Source organism: Chryseobacterium panacisoli (genome assembly GCF_008274625.1).
Classification (GTDB): Bacteria; Bacteroidota; Bacteroidia; order Flavobacteriales; family Weeksellaceae; genus Chryseobacterium; species Chryseobacterium panacisoli.
This window is the reverse complement of sequence record NZ_VTRU01000001.1, coordinates 1,854,481-1,872,038: the sequence shown is the minus strand read 5'-3', so window position 1 is coordinate 1,872,038 and position 17,558 is coordinate 1,854,481. Positions and strand designations below refer to the sequence as shown.

Genomic DNA, 17,558 nt, shown 5'->3' with positions numbered 1-17,558 from the left:
ATATAAAAAAAGGTTTAGGAGATTTCCTAAACCTTTTTTATGGCTTTTTATAGTAAGATAATGATTTGAATGTAATTCTTAGTTTAATGTGATTCCATCAAAATTTCTGAAACCATTTAAGAAATCTTTCATACTCATTCTTTTTTTACCTTCCAACTGAAGTTCCAAAGGATAATAAATTCCGTCCTGGGTATAGATTCTAAATTCATTTTTGGAAATATCTAAAGTTCCTGCCGGTTTTCCATGGTCAGAAAGTTCAAATTTACCATTGAATATTTTTAATCCTTTTTCTTCGTTTTCAATATTTAAAGTAGTGAAAGCTGCGGGATAAGGCGACATTCCCAAAATAAACTGATGAACAGTTTTTGAAGATTGATCCCACTTGATTCTTGTATCTTCCTTGAAAATTTTATAAGCATTTTTGGGATGTTCTACCTGTGGCTGAGGTTTTTCTTCAATAGCATTTTCAGCCAGACCATCTAATGTTTTAACCACGAGTCCGGAACCCATTTCCATAAGCCTGTCGTGAAGGCTTCCTGCATTTTCGTCAGGTAAAATTTCTATTTCCTGCTGAAGAAGAATATTCCCTTCATCAATTTTTTCATTAATAAAGAAAGTCGTTGCTCCTGATTTTTCTTCACCATTGATTACTGCATAATTAATGGGAGCTGCTCCTCTGTAATCCGGCAGTAAAGATGCATGTAGATTGAAGGTGCCCATTTTAGGCATTTCAAAAAGAACTTTAGGCATCATTCTGAAAGCTACTACCACAAAAACATCAGCATCCAGTTTTCTAAGTTCTTCCAAAAACTCAGGATTTCTTAACTTTTCGGGCTGAAAAACAGGAATATTGTTTTCCTCCGCATAGACTTTTACAGGAGATTGATGTATTTTCTGCCCACGTCCACTTGCCTTATCAGCTACAGTTACAACACCTACCACCTGATGGTGAGATTGATGGATTGCCTCCAAAGAAGTTTTTGCAAACTCTGGGGTGCCTAAAAAAACGACTTTCAATGATTTCATAGTGCAAAGATAAGTTTTTGATCTGAGAGTCGGAAGGTATTGGAGGTTGAGAGTAGGAGCTCTTTAGAGATAGGATTAGTGTATTTAGTTGTTAATCTAAAAGCCTATTCTTGCCAGACTATGCTTATTATTACTCATTATTAATGATTCAGTTCATAGGTTCTGAAGTTCTGCATTCTTACTTTTCCGGAATCTAAAAGGAAAATAAGGTTTTCTAAGATATTCTCTTTAGAATGATAACTGAGCTGTATAGAAAGCTCCTCAATTGTTGCCGGTTTTTTAGCTAATAAGTTGATGATCTGCTGAGAAATATTCTTCCCAAACATTGACTGTTTATTTTTTTCACAGACAGAACACTGGCCACAGTTTTTTGAATTTTTTTCACCAAAATAGGCTAGAATGAGTTTCATTTTACAGTATTCATTATTTTCTGCGTAAAACTTCATCTCTTCCCATTTCTGGATTTTGTTTCTCTGAATATGTTCAAATACCTTCCAATAAGCACTATTTACCACTCTTTCATCACGGGGTTTCAGGAATTTAATACTGGACAGTGCACCGTCGATATATTCAAGATAATTCTTTTGCTGCAGTTCCTTAAGACGTTCTTTGATTAAAGGAACACTGACATTAATTTTATTACTTACCTGCTGTTCACTGAACATTACTTTGTGAGTAGTAATTCCAGATACAGTACGGAAAAGAAGCTCTATGAAATGAGCATCTTTTTGTGGCAATTGATCTATCTCATCAGCTTTAATAAACAGCTCAAGCGAAGACAGACTTTTGTTTTCATTGTAGTAAATAATTTCCTGATTATGCAGAAAATTGAGAATGTTATTGATTTTAGCTTTCGAAAGTTTGGTGAAATTCTGTATACCCAGAGTATTCAGCTGAAATGTTTTTTCAGGAAGTTCAAATTCTGCTACCTGAAAAATAGAGTACAGGTAGCTGATGATCTTTAAAAATTCTGCTTTGTTGGGCGTTTGATTTTTTAAGATCTGATCAAAATTCAGAAGTTCCTGTTTGTTCCAAAGCATAAATGCGAAACTGTCTTTTCCATCCCTTCCGGCCCTTCCGATTTCCTGATAATAGTTTTCCAGGGAGGCGGCAGGAGAGTAGTGGATTACAAATCGTACATTGTCTTTGTCAATACCCATTCCAAAGGCATTGGTAGAAATAAGAACATGATTGTCACTGTTGTTCCAAAGATTCTGTCTGGTATTTTTTTCTTTAGTTGTTAAACCTGCATGAAAGTAATCTACATTTTTCAGTTGATTTTTCTTCAGAAATTCTGCCAGCAATTCAGCTTCTTTTCTGGTTCTTACATATACAATTCCGGAGTCGTTGCTGTATTTTAAAATATCAAAAACACGTTGGAACTTGTCAGATACTTCATCTGTAAATATTTTAATATTCTCTCTTTTGAAACTTTTCTGGAAAACAAAGGGTTTCTTTAGTTCCAGTTTATTTTTGATTTCTTCCAAAACTTTTGGCGTCGCAGTCGCAGTCAGGGCAAGACAGGGGATCTCAGGATTATTACTTCTGAATCCTTTAATATTCTGATAGCTTGGTCTAAAATCCTGACCCCATTCTGAAATACAGTGCGCTTCATCAACCGCAATAAAGGATAGCTGGATTTCCTGCATATTCTGAATAAACTGAGTATTGGTAAGTCTTTCAGGAGAAACATAGAGTAATTTTGTAAGGCCTTCCTTACAGCGGCTGTAAATTGTTTCAGCATCATATTCATCCAGTTCGGAAGAAAGATATTCCGCTTCTATACCACGGGATTTAAGCTGATTTACCTGGTCTTTCATCAATGCAAGTAGCGGAGAAACTACCAGACAGGTTCCTTCTTTGAGTAAAGCAGGCAATTGGTAGCATAAAGATTTTCCTGCTCCTGTGGGTAACAGAACCAGAGTGTCTTTTTCATTAATGACAGCATTAATAATTTCTTCCTGAGCATCTCTGAAATCGGTATAACCCCAGAAATACTTAAGAGTATCATATTTGAGCTTTTGAAAATCCTGCGGCGAAATCATGTTGTAAAAATAAGGAAAGTATTAGGACAAAAAAAGTCACGCCAGGCGTGACTTTCATATAATATAAATAAGTTTATTATTTAGCTTCGAAGTATACTCTTCTGTTGGCTCTGTTTTTCCATTCAGGGCACTTTGTTGCTGGTTCGCACTCAGGGTATTTAAGGTCTTTTTCACCTTTTCCTATTGCCTGTAGTTTACCTGTTTGAACACCGTTTTTGATCAGATAGTTCTTAACATTGTTTGCTCTTCTTTCAGATAGTTTTTGGTTGTAAGCGTCAGTACCTCTTGTATCAGTAGCTCCGATTACACTATATGAACCATTTGAAGAATTAATATAGTTTACCGCATTATTTAAGATTGGAGTGTTTGAAGGTAAAATTCTGTCAGAATTTAAATCAAATTCAATTCCTTCCAATTTCGTTTCTGTTTCTACTACAGGTCCTGTTGTTGCTACAGGACATCCGTTGTTTTCAACAGGTCCAGGAACCGTTACACACTTGTCGTAAAGATCGATTACACCATCCAGGTCAGTATCAAGCGCAACTCCGGCACCGTCCACTCTTGCACCTGCAGGAGTATCAAGCTGTCTGTCCCAATCGTCACATACTCCGTCGTTATCAGCATCTCCTTTTTTACATACTTCGATATCCTGGTTTTTATTAGCCAGTACATCCAGTTTGTAATAGATTTCCTGAAGCGGGTCATGCCACATTACGTGAGATTCATGTTTTCCTAATTTTAGAGAAATACCTAAAGTCGCATTGAAGAAGTTGTCAGAAACCTGCTCAGAACGCTTGTTGATAGCGCTGTAAGCATCACCGCCACCATCAAATTCGTCATCACCGGTTACCACATACATTAATCTACCTTCAATATCGATTCTTCTGTTCACTTTGAATTTCAGACCTGTACCAGCCTGCATGAACATAGATCCTAATTGGAAAGGTTTTACTTCTGTCATCAAGGCCTGTTTTCCATTACCTGCTTTCTGATATGCTCTGTACGCAATTGTACCGATACCTGCATATCCATGAAGCGCCCATCTGTAAGGGGAGTGGTTATCAACTCTTCTTAATAAATTGGAAAAGTTAATGTCTCCTAAGATTGAGATCGCATCATACTGAGTTCTTGCTCCTACTGCTGTTGCATCAGGTGCTGAATCTTTAGTATTGAACCATCCCTGTCTGGTTTCACCTTTGTCATACTGTAAATTGATTCCGAAAGCATGTGTAATTGCTTTATCAATACTTAGATAGGCTGAATATCCAAAAAGGTTCTTACCGTTACCATTTTTGATTGAAGTCAAATCTCCTGACTGAATAAGTGGAACACCCACCCCTGCAGAAATTGACCAATCGTTAAATCTTTTAGATTGGCTGGTGAAAGGGGAAACATTAGCAGATCCCGAAGAAAATGTATTAGGATATTCTCCTTTTGAAACTGCCGTTGAGTCTTGTGCATATGTGGCAGAAGGAATTGCCAAAGCAAATGCTACAATTGCTAAACTTAATTTCATAGTGTTATTTTTTTAAGTTAAGTTATTTTAAATGATTTTTTTCGTTAAAAAACGGTTTTATGTTATTTTTTTTCAAATCAAACTAGTTGATTTCTAATGTGTTTCATACCGTTGTCCTGAAAATAATGATAAAGGTATGTAAAATAATTCGTAGTAGAAAAAAAATAAACCGAAAAGAGTAATTCTTTTCGGTTTTGGTGTATTATAAAATTATTTTTTCTTTTTCTTAGCAGGTACTTTTTTTACAGCTTTTTTTACAGGCGCATCTTCATAGTCTTTCTTTTTGATAGAATCCCATTCTGACGTTTCTACAAATCTTACCGTAACTTTTCTGTCTGCCATTCTTTCAGCATCTGAAGCAGATGCAGGGATAGTAGCTTCTGCAGAACCTACACCTCTTGATTTCAGTACATTTTCATTGATACCTCTGGTTTCCAAAGCTCCTACAACAGCAGCAGCTCTTTCTTTAGACAGTCTTAAGTTGTAAGCTGCATTTCCTTTGATATCGGTATGTCCTGTTAGCAAGTAATTACCTCCGTTTTCTTTAATAATTGAAGCAGCTAGATCTAATTTTTCGTTAGATTCAGGTCTGATAGTCGCTTTATTAAAATTGAAGTAAATATCTTTAAGGGTTTTTTCTACTTCTACAGCAGTTTCCTTATTGTCTTTTTTAACGATAGGACATCCATTGTTTTCAACAGGTCCAGGAACCGTTACACACTTGTCGTAAAGATCGATTACACCATCCAGGTCAACATCAAGCGCAACTCCCGCACCATCCACTCTTGCACCTGCAGGAGTATCAAGCTGTCTGTCCCAATCGTCACATACTCCGTCGTTATCAGCATCTCCTTTTTTACATACTTCGATATCCTGGTTTTTATTAGCCAGTACATCCAGTTTGTAATAGATTTCCTGAAGCGGGTCATGCCACATTACGTGAGACTCATGTTTTCCTAATTTGAATGAAAGACCTAAAGTCGCGTTGAAGAAATTATCAGAAACCTGCTCAGAACGTTTGTTGATAGCACTGTAAGCATCGCCACCACCATCAAATTCGTCATCACCGGTTACCACATACATTAATCTACCCTCAATATCGATTCTTCTGTTCACTTTGAACTTCAGACCTGTACCAGCCTGAAAGAACATAGAACCTAATTGGAAAGGTTTAATTTCAGTCATCAATGTCTGTCTGTTACTCCCGTCTTTTTGGTATGCTCTGTATGCAATAGTACCAATACCTGCATATCCATGAAGCGCCCATCTGTAAGGGGAGTGGTTATCAACTCTTCTTAATAAATTGGAAAAGTTAATATCTCCTAAGATTGAGATCGCATCATACTGAGTTCTTGCTCCTACTGCTGTTGCATCTGGTGCTGCATTTTTAGTATTGAACCATCCTTGTCTGGTTTCACCTTTGTCGTATTGTAGATTGATTCCGAAAGCATGTGTAATTGCTTTGTCAATACTTACATAAGCTGAATATCCAAAAAGGTTTTTACCGTTACCATTTTTGATTGAAGTCAAATCTCCTGACTGAATAAGTGGAACACCAGCTCCTACTGAAACAGACCAATCGTTAAATCTCTTAGATTGGTTGGTAAATGGAGAAACATTCGCAGATCCTGAAGAAAATGTATTAGGATATTTTCCACCGGAATCAGCAGTTGAGTCTTGTGCATAAATGGCAGAAGGAATTGCCAAAGCAAATGCAACAATTGCTAAACTTAATTTCATCGTGTATTATTATTTGATTTCTTTTGAAAAAGAATTTTTAAATTTTTTAATTATTTGTTTGGACATCCGTTGTTTTCAACAGGTCCTGGTACAGTTACACACTTATCGTAAAGGTCAATAACTCCGTCAAGATCCATATCTAAAGCAACTCCCGCACCATCCACTCTTGCACCTGCAGGAGTGTCAAGCTGTCTGTCCCAATCGTCACATACTCCGTCGTTATCAGCATCTCCTTTTTCGCAAACAACAAGATCTGTTGATGCATTCTCAAGAACACTGGTTCTGTAGTAAGCTTCCTGAAGTGGGTCATGCCATGCAAGGTGAGATAACTGCTTTCCTAATTTGAAAGATACTCCTAAACTTACTGTCCAGGCATTATCTGATCTTCTAGGATTTAGCATGTTATATTTTGAACCTGGTGTGGAAGGATCATAGTCATTAGGATCAGACCATCCGCCACCATCAAATTCATCATCACCACTGATGATATACATGGTTCTTGCTTCAACGTCAATAAGTTTTGAAACATTATATTTTATCCCTACACCTCCCTGATAGAAGATAGAGTTGATATCAATATCTTGTTTAATGAATAAAGGGGCTCTTCTTGGAGTAGTGCTCCATCTGAATTCATCATTATCATGTAATGACGTTCTGAATCCCTGAACTCCAATTCCCATATATCCATGGAATGCCCATCTGTATGGGGAGTGATTGTCTACTCTTCTGAATAAGTTTGAGAAATTAATATCCCCTAATAAAGAGATGTTATCAAACTGTGTTGTTGCAGTAGCTATTCCTGATTTTACACCTGCAGCACCGGGAAGCTGTGCAGTCTGTTTCGTTTCTCCTCTCATATACATCACGCTTAAAGCGAATGCATGTGTGATTTGCTTGTCTACGCTTACATAGGCATTGTACCCCCAATTGGTCTTATCCTTACGGATAGATTTTAAATCGGAGTGAACCATAAATGCAGGACCTCCTCCGACAGAAATAGACCAGTCTCTAAAGCGTCTGGCTTTATTGTCGAAAGTTTGTACATTAGCGGAGCCTGAGGAGAATGTATTAGGATACTCTGTGGAAGAGTTTACTGTAGTGCTGCTGTTCTGCGCGAAAGCTGCAATTGGCAATGTAGTAGCCAATAATAATAAACCTAATTTCATACAATATGTTTTATGTTTTAAATAAAATCTTTTAATAATACTCTGGAAAAATCCCTTTCAAAAAGATGTTTTTTATGAGGGATTTCTAATCTTTCTGATTGAAAATTTAATTCATTATACTTAATGATATCAATGTCTATTACCCTGTCAGTATAGCCTCCGGATACTTTTGAATCATTAATTCTTCCCATCTCAACTTCTATATTCTTAATACAATCAAGCAGTTGAATTGGAGAAAGAGGTGTGAATATTATTGCTGCAATATTACAAAAAATATTGGAACTGACAAATTCTACAGGTTCAGACATTAAATATTCGCTGGTTTGTGATATGTGATTTCCAGCATCTTTTAGCTTCTTTAATGCAAGCTCTATATTTTTTTTTTGCTCTCCTAAGTTACTTCCTAGTAACAAAACGACCTTATGCTGCGACATATTAGAAAATTGATTGTTTATGAGAAGTTTCTTTAAAAATGTTTTGGCAAATATAGTAGCAATTGTCATACTTTGCGCTTTATTTTTCATCTTTTTCATTATGATGCTTGTGTTCAGTTCTATGGGAAATGATAAGTCGGTAGCGGTGAAAAAGAACTCGGTTCTTACGATTAATTTAAAGACAAATATAATTGATAGTCCTACTGAAGAGGAGATGGGATTGTTTGGTATAGGTACCCAAAATAAAAGTGTCCTTTTATATGATGCATTGGAAGCTATTAATAAAGCTAAGACCGATGATAATATTAAAGGGATCAGTATTGAGGCAGATTATCTGAATGCAGGGCTGACTCAGATTGATGATCTTAGAAATGCTATTGAAGATTTTAAGAAAAGCGGAAAATTTGTGTATGCTTATGGAAACGGAGTATCACAATCGGCTTATTATCTGGGATCGGTGGCAGATAAATATTATCTTCATCCGGCAGGAGGTATTGAATTGAAAGGGCTTTCTACTGAAGTTACTTTCTTTAAAGACTTTGCGGATAAATACGGTATTGGAATTGAAGTGATTCGTCACGGTAAATTCAAATCTGCAGTAGAACCTTTTTTAAGAAATGATATTTCTCCGGAAAATAAAGAGCAGCTAAGTACTCTTTTGAATGACCTTTGGAGAAACACCTCCAATAAAATGGCTGCTTCAAGAAAAATTGATACAGCTCAGTTCAGAACAATTACAGACAGCTTATACGGAATGATTCCTGAACAGGGATTAAAATACAGACTTGCGGATAAACTTATTCAGAAATCGGAATATGAAGATCTTCTTAAGGCAAAACTGAATGTAAAAGAAAAAGAAAAACTGAATAAGATTTCTTTAACAAGCTATATCAGTTCTTATGCTGACGAAGATAAATCAGGTGAAAAGATAGCAGTACTTTATGCTTCAGGATCTATCAATAATGGAGATGAATATAATGACATTCATTCTGAAAAATATGTGAAGTATATTAAAAAACTTCAGGAAGATGATAAAGTGAAGGCCGTTGTTTTCAGAATCAACTCTCCTGGGGGAAGTGCCAATGCTTCAGATGAAATTTTATTTGAATTGCAGCAGCTGAAAAAGAAAAAGCCATTGGTGGTTTCTTTTGGAGACTATGCGGCTTCAGGAGGATATTATGTTGCCATGGCAGCTGATAAAATTTATTCAGAGCCTAACACGCTTACCGGTTCTATCGGGGTATTTGGGGTAATGCCTTATTATAAAGATATTGCGAACAAAAACGGAATTCGTGCGGATATCGTTTCTACGAATGCCAACTCTATGTATTATTCAGGATTGAACGGAGTAACTCCTTATGGGGTAAATATGATGACGAGAAGTGTGGAAGGTACTTATAAAAGATTTGTATATTTTGTAACTCAGAACAGAAAGAAAACTTTTGAGCAGATTGATAATGTAGGTGGAGGTAGAGTATGGAGTGGAGTTCGTGCCAAGGAGATTGGCTTAGTAGACGAGCTGGGTACTTTAAATGATGCAGTGAAGTTTGCCGCTCAGAAAGCAGGATTGAAGTCTTACCAGGTAGATGCTTTTCCTAAGAGAATGTCACCATTTGAACAAATCTTCAAGGATCTGAATGAAGAAGACGTTTCTGCCAGAATTATTAAAAACAAGATTGGTAAATCCAACTATGAGATTCTACAGCAGATTACAGATAAAAAACTGCAGTCTGAGGTGAAAATGGAAATGCCTTATCAGATTAGAATCAACAACTAAACTAAATTTTATATTGTATACAAAAATCCCGGATCTGAAATTTCAGATCCGGGATTTTATTTTTTTTATAAGCACTTATCAGCTCTTCTTGGTAGCCATTCCATAAATCCAGAGGATGATTAAAGCTCCTCCTATTGAGAGAATCCAGCTTCTCGGATTCCAGAATGAGGTAACATCTCCCCAGTGTAGAATGTAAACTCCTATAGCCCCTCCTATAAATGCTCCCAGAATTCCCAGGATAATAGTGATTAGCCATCCTCCTCCCTGAGCTCCAGGCATGATCATTTTTGCGATTGCACCAGCAATAAGACCGAATAAAATCCATGTTAGTATTCCCATAGTTGCAAATTTTTTTAATTGTTAATATTTAAAATTGATCTGTTGCTAATATAAGGGAAAACATGATATAAATCATCTTTTCTTGAAGAATGAGTCTACAAATTCCGTACCATTAAAAAGCTGTAAATCCTGCATTTTTTCACCTACACCAATATATTTAACCGGAATCTGGAACTGGTCGGAGATACCAATTACAACACCTCCTTTTGCTGTTCCGTCTAGTTTTGTAACCGCTAATGCATTTACTTCCGTTGCTGCAGTAAACTGTTTGGCCTGTTCAAAGGCATTCTGTCCGGTAGAACCATCCAGAACCAGCAGGATCTCATGAGGAGCATCAGGAATTACTTTCTGCATTACTCTTTTGATCTTGGAAAGCTCGTTCATCAGGTTGATCTTGTTGTGAAGCCTTCCTGCCGTATCAATGATTACCACGTCTGCATTTTGGGCTACAGCGCTTTGCACCGTGTCAAATGCTACGGAAGCGGGGTCAGATCCCATTTCCTGTTTTACGATAGGAACGCCCACTCTTTCGCTCCAGATCACCAATTGGTCTACTGCAGCGGCTCTGAAGGTATCAGCAGCTCCGAGAACTACTTTTTTACCCTCTGATTTGAACTGGTGGGCCAGTTTTCCTATTGTTGTTGTTTTTCCCACTCCATTTACTCCTACCACCATAATGACATAAGGTTTTTTAGAAGTGTCAATATTTCCTGTACCGGCGTGAGGGTTTTCAAGCAGAAGTCCTGAAATCTCATCGCGAAGAATTTTATCAAGCTCGTTTACACTTACATATTTGTCTCTCGCAACACGTTCTTCAATTCTTCCTATGATTTTGATGGTGGTAGAGGCGCCTACATCGGATGCAATCAGTACTTCTTCCAGATCATCAAGAACTTCATCATCTACTTTGCTTTTACCGACTACGGCTTTTGTCATTTTTTCAAAGAATCCCTGGCTGGATTTTTCCAATCCTTTATCTAAGGTTTCTTTTTCTTCTTTTTTGAAAATATTTTTAAACCAACTCATAGTTTTAGGTTATTCTTATTTATTTTTAATCACTGCTGTAGCTTCTACTTCTATAAGCACATCATCTCTGAAAAGCCTGCTCACTTCCACAAGGCTGCTTACAGGAGGGTTCTGAAGGTTGACATACAAGTCCCTGATTTTTCTGAAATCAGGTGTTTTTTTGATATCTGTGGTAAAGATTCCCAGTTTAACGATGTCTTTCCCTGTTCCCCCATATTCTTTCAGGATATTTTCGATATTTTTGAAAACCTGCTGAGTCTGCTCCTCTAGAGTATTTCCTACAAGGTTACCTTCCGGATCCAGAGGAACCTGTCCAGATAATAAAATCATTTTGGAACTCCCGCAGTCAATACTTACTGATTGGGATAATCCTTTTATATTGAAAACTTTTGGCGAACTTTTATATTCTACAGGGCTCATTGTTTTCTGACTGAATGAAAATAGAAAGGTGGCTGTGCTGGCCAGAACAAGTATCTTTTTCATACTTTACTGATTAATAATCTGGTGCACAAAGATAACAAAAAAACTACCCAAAATATGAGTAGTTTTTTATATTGTAAACAAAGTACTGATTATTTTTTCAAATAACCGTCTACTTCGTCAGCATTCATTACTTTTTCTTCGAAAACGTAAGCTCCTGATTTAGAAGACTTAACCATTTTCACCACTTTCGTCATTTTCTTAGACTGACCGCTTTGTAGGGTTGCTACTACTTTCTTTGCCATGGTAAGTTATTATTTATAAATTACTTAATTTCTTTGTGAAGGGTAGATCTCTTAAGAACAGGATTGTATTTTTTCAATTCCAATCTCTCTGTAGTGTTCTTTTTATTTTTTGTAGAAATGTATCTAGACATTCCTGGCATACCGCTTTCTTTGTGCTCTGTACATTCAAGGATTACTTGAACTCTATTTCCTTTTTTTGCCATGATTTATTAATTCTTTTTAATCAATCCGTTTCTAGTAGCTCTTTCAATAGCTTCCTCGATTCCAATCTTGTTAATCACTCTCAATCCATGAGCTGATACTTTCAGTGTTACGTGCTTATCTTGCTCTGGAAGGTAAAACTTCTTCTCTAATAAGTTAATTTCAAAACGACGCTTCGTTTTGTTATTAGCGTGAGAAACGTTGTTACCAACCATTGCACGCTTTCCTGTTATTTGGCAAATTCTTGACATATCTCGATGTTCTTATTTGTATAATATTTGAGAGTGCAAAATAACGAAGAATTTTTTAGATAGACAAATCTTTTAGAAAATATTTACAAATAAGTGACTGATTAATAATCATGAATTTTTAAAATAGCAGAATCCTTGGGATACAGCAGATAATGGGTGCTGATATATTTCATACAGGCTTTTTTTAAAGCAAATAATTTAATATTCTATCTTTGTTTTTAATTAATCTAAATAAAAACAACTATGAAGAGGATTTATATTTTATGGTCTATGTTGCCTGTCAGTCTGATGGCTCAGAATTTTACTGAGGTACAGACCAGCATGAATAATTTTTATTATTCTGCGGCAGATATTGCTGATATAGACAATAATGGTACAATGGATATCGTACTCAATGGAGCAATAGATTCTGATGGTGATGGAAATGTAGACAGTACTTATAATGAAGTATATCAGAACAATGGAACGACATTATTGCCTTATGCGGGTTTCGGAGCTGATGTGACCCATCTGGGAGATATCAGATTTATTGATTATAATAATGACGGTTTGATGGATATTGTTTCTACAGGGCTTAGCTATATGGATGTTGTGAATTATAAACAATACCGATTCAAAAATACAGGAACAGGGTTTGTAAAAGACGCTGAACTTCCCGGAAAAATTTATGGATCTGTAGAAGTTTTTGATTTTAATCACGACGGAAAATCGGATTATGCCATCAACGGGACTCAGTATGCTCATGGAGGAGGTTTTGGAAACAGTTTAGATTATTATAAAAATACAGGTAATGGTTTTGATATGACAGGGAACTGGGTTGACGGAACTCAAAACGGAAGCTTTAAAGTAGTAGATCTTAATAATGACAAGCTTCTGGATCTTGTCATTATCGGATCAGATATCAATGGGGATCCTGTATCTAAAGTATATATGAACCAGGCGGGAGTTCTTACTCCTACGCAGGATCTTGCTCCTGTAGCAGTAGGAAAAATAGATTTTGCAGACTTTAATGCAGATGGCTTCCAGGATGTTGTAGTGATTGGAAGGGATGGGAATGATGATGCATATTTTGCTGTTCTGATGAATGACGGTACGGGGGTGTTGACGCCTCAGGTAATGCCTGTAAGTGATATTTCTGATGTCTCATTAAGTGTTGGTGACCTTAATAATGATGGGTATTACGACTTTATCATTTCAGGGAATGAAAACTACAATGCTGTTGTGAAAACCTATATCTATGATGTTTCCAATAATAAGTTTAATGCAGGAGCTTTAACGGGTATCACTGCGCTGGGAGGTCCGGGACTGGTACATCTGTTTGATTTTAATAATGATCATCATCTGGATATCTTACTGGGAGGATTTGACTGGGCAGCTTCTGATCTGCCTTCACTGACTAAAGTATTTAAAAATAATTCTGCAGCAGCCAATGCGAAACCTGCAGCGCCCACTCAATTGAATCTGACTAAAAACGGAAACCGGTTTAATTTTTCATGGAGCGGTGCTTCGGATGACAAAACTCCGGTGAATGCATTGCGCTATGAAATTATGGTAGGGTCTACACAGGGGGCTCATGATATTGCAAAATATGTAGTAACGACAGCATCATGGTTCCTGGATCTTGATCCGGCCATTCAGAATGTATACTGGAGTGTGAAATCTATTGATGCTTCAAAAGTATATTCCGATGCTTCTGTACAAAGTGTATTGGGAACGACGGAAATTAAATCTGCTAAACAGCTTGTCATCTATCCGAATCCCGTATCAGATAAAGTCTATATCAAAGGAGAAAAGATTTCAGAAGCTGAAATGTATTCAATGGATGGAAAAAAACTGAATATCAGTGTGAATGGAGATCAGTCTATTGATGTTTCCCATTTACCTAAAGGAGTGTATCTATTAAAACTGAAGATAAAAAACGAAATAACCACAAGGAAGCTTACGATTAAATAATTGAATCAATTCTATCTTCTATCAATGAGAAAAGCCAGACGTCCAGCTGGCTTTTCTCTTTTTTATAGAATAACAATCTGCGTGATCTGCAAAATCAGCGAGAAGACAAAATGCTCGCAAAGTCTGTCGGTCACGCAGATTGTTTTATTAGGGTGAAGATTTGTGTAGTGTGTGTTTAAAAACTACGCTTTCTTTGTTTTCTTTTTGAACCATTCAATCAGGTAGTAAAATAATAAAAATCCTAGCGCAAATATGGAAAATCTTGAAAGGATATCTCCTGCTCTGGTATAGAAAGTTTTGGTGTCATATAGGTTTACTTTCGCAAATAAAGCTGTTTTATCTCCATAGAAAGTATCAGCAGTTATCTCGCCTTTAGCATTGATGTGAGCGGAAATTCCGCTGTTTGCAGCACGGGCAATTTCTCTTCTGGTTTCAATAGCTCTTAATTTTGCATAAGATAAAAGCTGTTTATGTCCTTCTGTAACACCCCACCAGGAATCATTGGTCATAATGGCTAAGAAGTTGGCTCCTTTTTTCACATAGTCTGTTACAAACTCGCCGTAAATACTTTCATAGCAGATAATAGGTGCTAATTTCCCTTTGTTGTAAGGGTTTGAAAAAGCAACTCTTTCTTTGTCTGTTCCTAAAGAGGCTACAGTTCCTCCCAGGTTCAGCATGGCATCTCCTAAAAGTGGTTTTAAAACATTCATATAAGGGAATATTTCAACACCCGGCACCAGCTTTCCTTTGTGGTAGGCCTGTACTTTCTGATTCGGTACCAATTGAATCGCTGTATTATAACTGCTCACCCAAACGCCACTATTGATCTGATAGGCTTCTTTAGGTAAATCGGCAGGGTTATAAAAAAATCGGTGTGAAGAAATTCCGGTTGCAAAAACAGATCCCGGATGATTGGTTAGAAATCCTTTGATATTATTTAAAAGTAAACTTTTTTCAAAAGCTGTTTCAGAAATAGAACCTCTGCCGGGAAGTGCGGTTTCCGGAGCAATATAATAATCAATTTTACCTGTTGAATTTTTTTCAGCAAGTGCTAGTAAATCCTGCTCAATGGTCAGGCTGTCTTTTGAATATTTTTCGGCATAAGGGTCAAGATCCGGCTGGAGCATCAGGATACTCACCTGTCCGGTTGGTTTTTCCTCAAAATTATTGTATTTGATCACTGAAATAATCATCGGAACAACGATCAGAGCTCCAACGATTGCCGAATTTTTAATCAGATCTTTTCTCTTTCTTCCGGCTTCCCAGGTTCTTACTGTGTAAAAAACCAGAACATTGATCAGAAGAATCCAGAAACTTCCTCCTGTAGCTCCTAAAGTGTCATACCATTGGATTAGTTTTGGATAGTCGGCGAATACATTCCCAAGGTTCAGCCACGGCCACGTCAATTCCCATCCCAAGTGAAATTTTTCAAAACTCATCCAGATTGCGATCAGGAATCCCAATCCCCAATACGTTCCCTGAGCATTTTTGTACCAGTGATAGCATTGAAATACCAAAGAATATAAAAGAGAATTGACTAATACCGGAAATACCACAGCCATCAAGGAATGGCTTCCGTCAGGATTCTTTGAACCGTACAGCCACCCTGTAGTGACTACGTTCCAGATCACAAAACACAGATAAGATAATCCGAAAACAACCCAGCTTTTCCTTTTATAATCTGAAAATTTTGAAACTCCATGTTCCATCATCATAAGAGGAACAAGAGCAAAAAATATAAAAAACGGAACTCCATAAGTTGGCCATGAAACCGACAGCAGCATTGCTGAAATAAGTGTAAGTAGAACGTATTTCATTAAATTATTTTAATACACAAATTTAATGTTTTTGAAATGAATATATTAGCAGTTCAATGTTAAAGAAAATATATAAAATTGTTATTGTTCCGTATACACTGTTTCTGCTTTACCTGATGTTTTTGGGAATGGGCAGATTTCAGTATGAAGAAAATCTCCTTACTTTAGAACCTGTTTTTTCTACCATAAAATTTATCCAGGGCCCCAATAAGATGAAGGATATTGTGATGATTGTTTTAGGAAATATTATCATGTTTATCCCCTTTGGATTTTTAGGCTGGATTTTTCCTGACCTGAAAAAACTAAAACCATTGATCTTTAGCTTTATCTCATGTATCGTCATTGTTGAAGCACTGCAGTACTTTACGAGAATGGGAATATTTGAGGTAGACGATATCATCCTGAATACATTTGGCGTGTATCTGGGATGGGAATTTTGCAGGATTATTGAAAAAAGATTTAATTATTGAGTTCCTTGGCGCGTTTTTCGGCATTCAGAATTCCCTGTTTCAGAATTTCTTTGAAACTGCTGTCTTCAAATGTTTTTAAAGCGGCTTCTGTAGTTCCGCCTTTAGAGGCTACATCTTTAATCAGCTCCTCAAGATTTTTTTCTGAGTTATTGATCAGGTGATAGGCCCCCAGCATCGTCTGTTTTACAAAGAGCTTAGAAAGATTTTCTTCAATTCCCATTTCAATGCCGGCCTTAATCATGGCATCAATGATATAATAGAAATAAGCGGGACCACTTCCTGAAAGCGCCGTAACACCGTCCAGAAGTTCTTCTTCTTCCAGATAAACCGATCTTCCGGTGCTGTTCAGTAATCTTTCTATACTGATTAATTGACTGAAAGAAATTCCTTCTGCGGCTGTATATCCCGTAATTCCCATTCCCAAAAGGGTAGGAGAGTTCGGCATTGCTCTTACAACAAGCGGATGATTCAGTAATTTTTGAATTTTTTCAATATTAATTCCTGCCATGATAGAGAGTACCATCTGGTTTTCTTTTAAAGTAAATTGAATATTTTGGGCCACCGATTGAAAATCCTGAGGTTTTACAGCGATGATAATCAAATCAGAATCAATTTCCTTTACTTCTTCAAAGGTGGAAATTTTAGATTTGGGAAATTCTTCAGCTATTTTGGAGATTTTAGATTCATTTCTGATAATCAGATGCAGATGCTCAGGTTTGATCAGTTCGTATTTCAAAAATGATTTTGAAAAAGAAAGTCCCATATTTCCGGCTCCAAGAATAGCTATTTTCATCACGAATTGTAATTTTTAAGCTAAAATAATGATTTTCCGGAGACTGGATATGAATTGATTCTGAATTAATTTTTGTTGGAAAACGCAAAGGCGCAAAGATTTTGAAAAGCAGGCTATTTTTAAGACGCAAGAAAATCGAAGATTTTCAGCAAGCATGTAAATATTATAAAATCCTGTAGCAAAAAGATTATACGGTATTCAATTTTATCGCAGATAAAATCTTTGCGTCTTAAAGTATAATGTACGTTAAAAAAATTGCGACTTTGCGTTTCCTAACTA

The 17,558-nt window shown here is 36.6% G+C and carries 17 protein-coding genes; 3 read left to right on the top strand and 14 right to left on the bottom strand.

The genetic code is table 11. From position 1 onward, the window contains the following. Window positions 1–78: 78 nt before the first annotated feature. The 6 genes from fmt to folK form a co-directional block, all read right to left on the bottom strand. Window positions 79–1,026 carry a methionyl-tRNA formyltransferase gene (gene fmt, locus FW781_RS08435; protein WP_149386995.1) on the bottom strand — a complete coding sequence of 316 codons (948 nt, stop codon included), beginning with the start codon at window positions 1,024–1,026 and terminating at the stop codon, window positions 79–81. 140 nt (window positions 1,027–1,166) lie between these two features. After that, complete coding sequence (locus tag FW781_RS08430) at window positions 1,167–3,071, bottom strand: RecQ family ATP-dependent DNA helicase (RefSeq protein ID WP_149386994.1); 1,905 nt, start codon at window positions 3,069–3,071, stop codon at window positions 1,167–1,169. 76 nt (window positions 3,072–3,147) lie between these two features. Then, window positions 3,148–4,587, bottom strand: coding sequence for an OmpA family protein (locus FW781_RS08425; protein WP_149386993.1), 1,440 nt, complete (start codon window positions 4,585–4,587; stop codon window positions 3,148–3,150). A 210-nt stretch (window positions 4,588–4,797) separates the two neighbouring features. Further along, window positions 4,798–6,327, bottom strand: a complete 1,530-nt coding sequence (locus tag FW781_RS08420) for an OmpA family protein (RefSeq protein ID WP_149386992.1) — start codon at window positions 6,325–6,327, stop codon at window positions 4,798–4,800. Window positions 6,328–6,377: 50 nt separating this feature from the next. Further along, entirely contained in the window at window positions 6,378–7,493 is a 1,116-nt protein-coding gene (locus FW781_RS08415; protein ID WP_149386991.1) for an OmpA family protein, read from the bottom strand. Between the two features lie 17 nt (window positions 7,494–7,510). Next, entirely contained in the window at window positions 7,511–7,927 is a 417-nt protein-coding gene (gene folK / locus FW781_RS08410) for a 2-amino-4-hydroxy-6-hydroxymethyldihydropteridine diphosphokinase (protein ID WP_149386990.1), read from the bottom strand. Between the two features lie 19 nt (window positions 7,928–7,946). Between folK and sppA the strand changes: the two genes are divergently transcribed. Next, window positions 7,947–9,704: a signal peptide peptidase SppA gene (gene sppA, locus FW781_RS08405; RefSeq protein WP_149386989.1), complete on the top strand. Its 1,758-nt coding sequence runs from the start codon at window positions 7,947–7,949 to the stop codon at window positions 9,702–9,704. A gap of 78 nt (window positions 9,705–9,782) precedes the next feature. On the opposite strand, the gene FW781_RS08400 is transcribed toward sppA, so the two are convergent. From FW781_RS08400 to rpmB, 6 genes are all read right to left on the bottom strand, one after another. Continuing rightward, entirely contained in the window at window positions 9,783–10,043 is a 261-nt protein-coding gene (locus FW781_RS08400) for a GlsB/YeaQ/YmgE family stress response membrane protein (RefSeq protein WP_149386988.1), read from the bottom strand. Between the two features lie 72 nt (window positions 10,044–10,115). Then, a complete protein-coding gene (gene ftsY / locus FW781_RS08395) occupies window positions 10,116–11,069 on the bottom strand; it encodes a signal recognition particle-docking protein FtsY (protein WP_047425904.1) in 954 nt (317 codons plus the stop codon). Window positions 11,070–11,084: 15 nt separating this feature from the next. Then, a complete protein-coding gene (locus FW781_RS08390) occupies window positions 11,085–11,552 on the bottom strand; it encodes a RidA family protein (RefSeq protein WP_149386987.1) in 468 nt (155 codons plus the stop codon). Window positions 11,553–11,641: 89 nt separating this feature from the next. After that, entirely contained in the window at window positions 11,642–11,794 is a 153-nt protein-coding gene (locus FW781_RS08385) for a DUF4295 domain-containing protein (protein WP_002976755.1), read from the bottom strand. Window positions 11,795–11,814: 20 nt separating this feature from the next. Then, the gene (gene rpmG / locus FW781_RS08380; protein WP_027373683.1) at window positions 11,815–11,997 is read right to left on the bottom strand and encodes a 50S ribosomal protein L33; all 183 of its coding nucleotides are present in this window, start codon (window positions 11,995–11,997) and stop codon (window positions 11,815–11,817) included. A 6-nt stretch (window positions 11,998–12,003) separates the two neighbouring features. Then, on the bottom strand, window positions 12,004–12,246 hold the full coding sequence (rpmB, locus tag FW781_RS08375) for a 50S ribosomal protein L28 (protein ID WP_002976757.1): 243 nt from the start codon (window positions 12,244–12,246) through the stop codon (window positions 12,004–12,006). A 243-nt stretch (window positions 12,247–12,489) separates the two neighbouring features. Here rpmB and FW781_RS08370 point away from each other — a divergent pair, with 243 nt between their 5' ends. After that, the gene (locus FW781_RS08370) at window positions 12,490–14,199 is read left to right on the top strand and encodes a T9SS type A sorting domain-containing protein (RefSeq protein WP_228720159.1); all 1,710 of its coding nucleotides are present in this window, start codon (window positions 12,490–12,492) and stop codon (window positions 14,197–14,199) included. Window positions 14,200–14,381: 182 nt separating this feature from the next. Here FW781_RS08370 and lnt read toward each other — a convergent pair whose 3' ends face one another. Further along, window positions 14,382–16,016, bottom strand: coding sequence for an apolipoprotein N-acyltransferase (gene lnt, locus FW781_RS08365; RefSeq protein WP_149386986.1), 1,635 nt, complete (start codon window positions 16,014–16,016; stop codon window positions 14,382–14,384). Between the two features lie 56 nt (window positions 16,017–16,072). Here lnt and FW781_RS08360 point away from each other — a divergent pair, with 56 nt between their 5' ends. Continuing rightward, window positions 16,073–16,486 carry a VanZ family protein gene (locus FW781_RS08360; RefSeq protein ID WP_149386985.1) on the top strand — a complete coding sequence of 138 codons (414 nt, stop codon included), beginning with the start codon at window positions 16,073–16,075 and terminating at the stop codon, window positions 16,484–16,486. Here FW781_RS08360 and proC read toward each other — a convergent pair. Continuing rightward, window positions 16,476–17,279 (bottom strand): pyrroline-5-carboxylate reductase, encoded by an 804-nt coding sequence (proC, locus tag FW781_RS08355; RefSeq protein WP_149386984.1) that lies wholly within the window; start codon window positions 17,277–17,279, stop codon window positions 16,476–16,478. The two genes, FW781_RS08360 and proC, sit on opposite strands and share 11 nt — an antisense overlap. Window positions 17,280–17,558 lie beyond the last annotated feature (279 nt).

What these genes read in the sequence shown, in the direction of transcription:
- fmt (WP_149386995.1), bottom strand. Translation starts at nt 1,026, where the DNA reads ATGAAATCATTGAAAGTCGTTTTTTTAGGCACCCCAGAGTTTGCAAAA.
- FW781_RS08430 (WP_149386994.1), bottom strand. Translation starts at nt 3,071, where the DNA reads ATGATTTCGCCGCAGGATTTTCAAAAGCTCAAATATGATACTCTTAAG.
- FW781_RS08425 (WP_149386993.1), bottom strand. Translation starts at nt 4,587, where the DNA reads ATGAAATTAAGTTTAGCAATTGTAGCATTTGCTTTGGCAATTCCTTCT.
- FW781_RS08420 (WP_149386992.1), bottom strand. Translation starts at nt 6,327, where the DNA reads ATGAAATTAAGTTTAGCAATTGTTGCATTTGCTTTGGCAATTCCTTCT.
- FW781_RS08415 (WP_149386991.1), bottom strand. Translation starts at nt 7,493, where the DNA reads ATGAAATTAGGTTTATTATTATTGGCTACTACATTGCCAATTGCAGCT.
- folK (WP_149386990.1), bottom strand. Translation starts at nt 7,927, where the DNA reads ATGTCGCAGCATAAGGTCGTTTTGTTACTAGGAAGTAACTTAGGAGAG.
- sppA (WP_149386989.1), top strand. Translation starts at nt 7,947, where the DNA reads ATGAGAAGTTTCTTTAAAAATGTTTTGGCAAATATAGTAGCAATTGTC.
- FW781_RS08400 (WP_149386988.1), bottom strand. Translation starts at nt 10,043, where the DNA reads ATGGGAATACTAACATGGATTTTATTCGGTCTTATTGCTGGTGCAATC.
- ftsY (WP_047425904.1), bottom strand. Translation starts at nt 11,069, where the DNA reads ATGAGTTGGTTTAAAAATATTTTCAAAAAAGAAGAAAAAGAAACCTTA.
- FW781_RS08390 (WP_149386987.1), bottom strand. Translation starts at nt 11,552, where the DNA reads ATGAAAAAGATACTTGTTCTGGCCAGCACAGCCACCTTTCTATTTTCA.
- FW781_RS08385 (WP_002976755.1), bottom strand. Translation starts at nt 11,794, where the DNA reads ATGGCAAAGAAAGTAGTAGCAACCCTACAAAGCGGTCAGTCTAAGAAA.
- rpmG (WP_027373683.1), bottom strand. Translation starts at nt 11,997, where the DNA reads ATGGCAAAAAAAGGAAATAGAGTTCAAGTAATCCTTGAATGTACAGAG.
- rpmB (WP_002976757.1), bottom strand. Translation starts at nt 12,246, where the DNA reads ATGTCAAGAATTTGCCAAATAACAGGAAAGCGTGCAATGGTTGGTAAC.
- FW781_RS08370 (WP_228720159.1), top strand. Translation starts at nt 12,490, where the DNA reads ATGAAGAGGATTTATATTTTATGGTCTATGTTGCCTGTCAGTCTGATG.
- lnt (WP_149386986.1), bottom strand. Translation starts at nt 16,016, where the DNA reads ATGAAATACGTTCTACTTACACTTATTTCAGCAATGCTGCTGTCGGTT.
- FW781_RS08360 (WP_149386985.1), top strand. Translation starts at nt 16,073, where the DNA reads ATGTTAAAGAAAATATATAAAATTGTTATTGTTCCGTATACACTGTTT.
- proC (WP_149386984.1), bottom strand. Translation starts at nt 17,279, where the DNA reads ATGAAAATAGCTATTCTTGGAGCCGGAAATATGGGACTTTCTTTTTCA.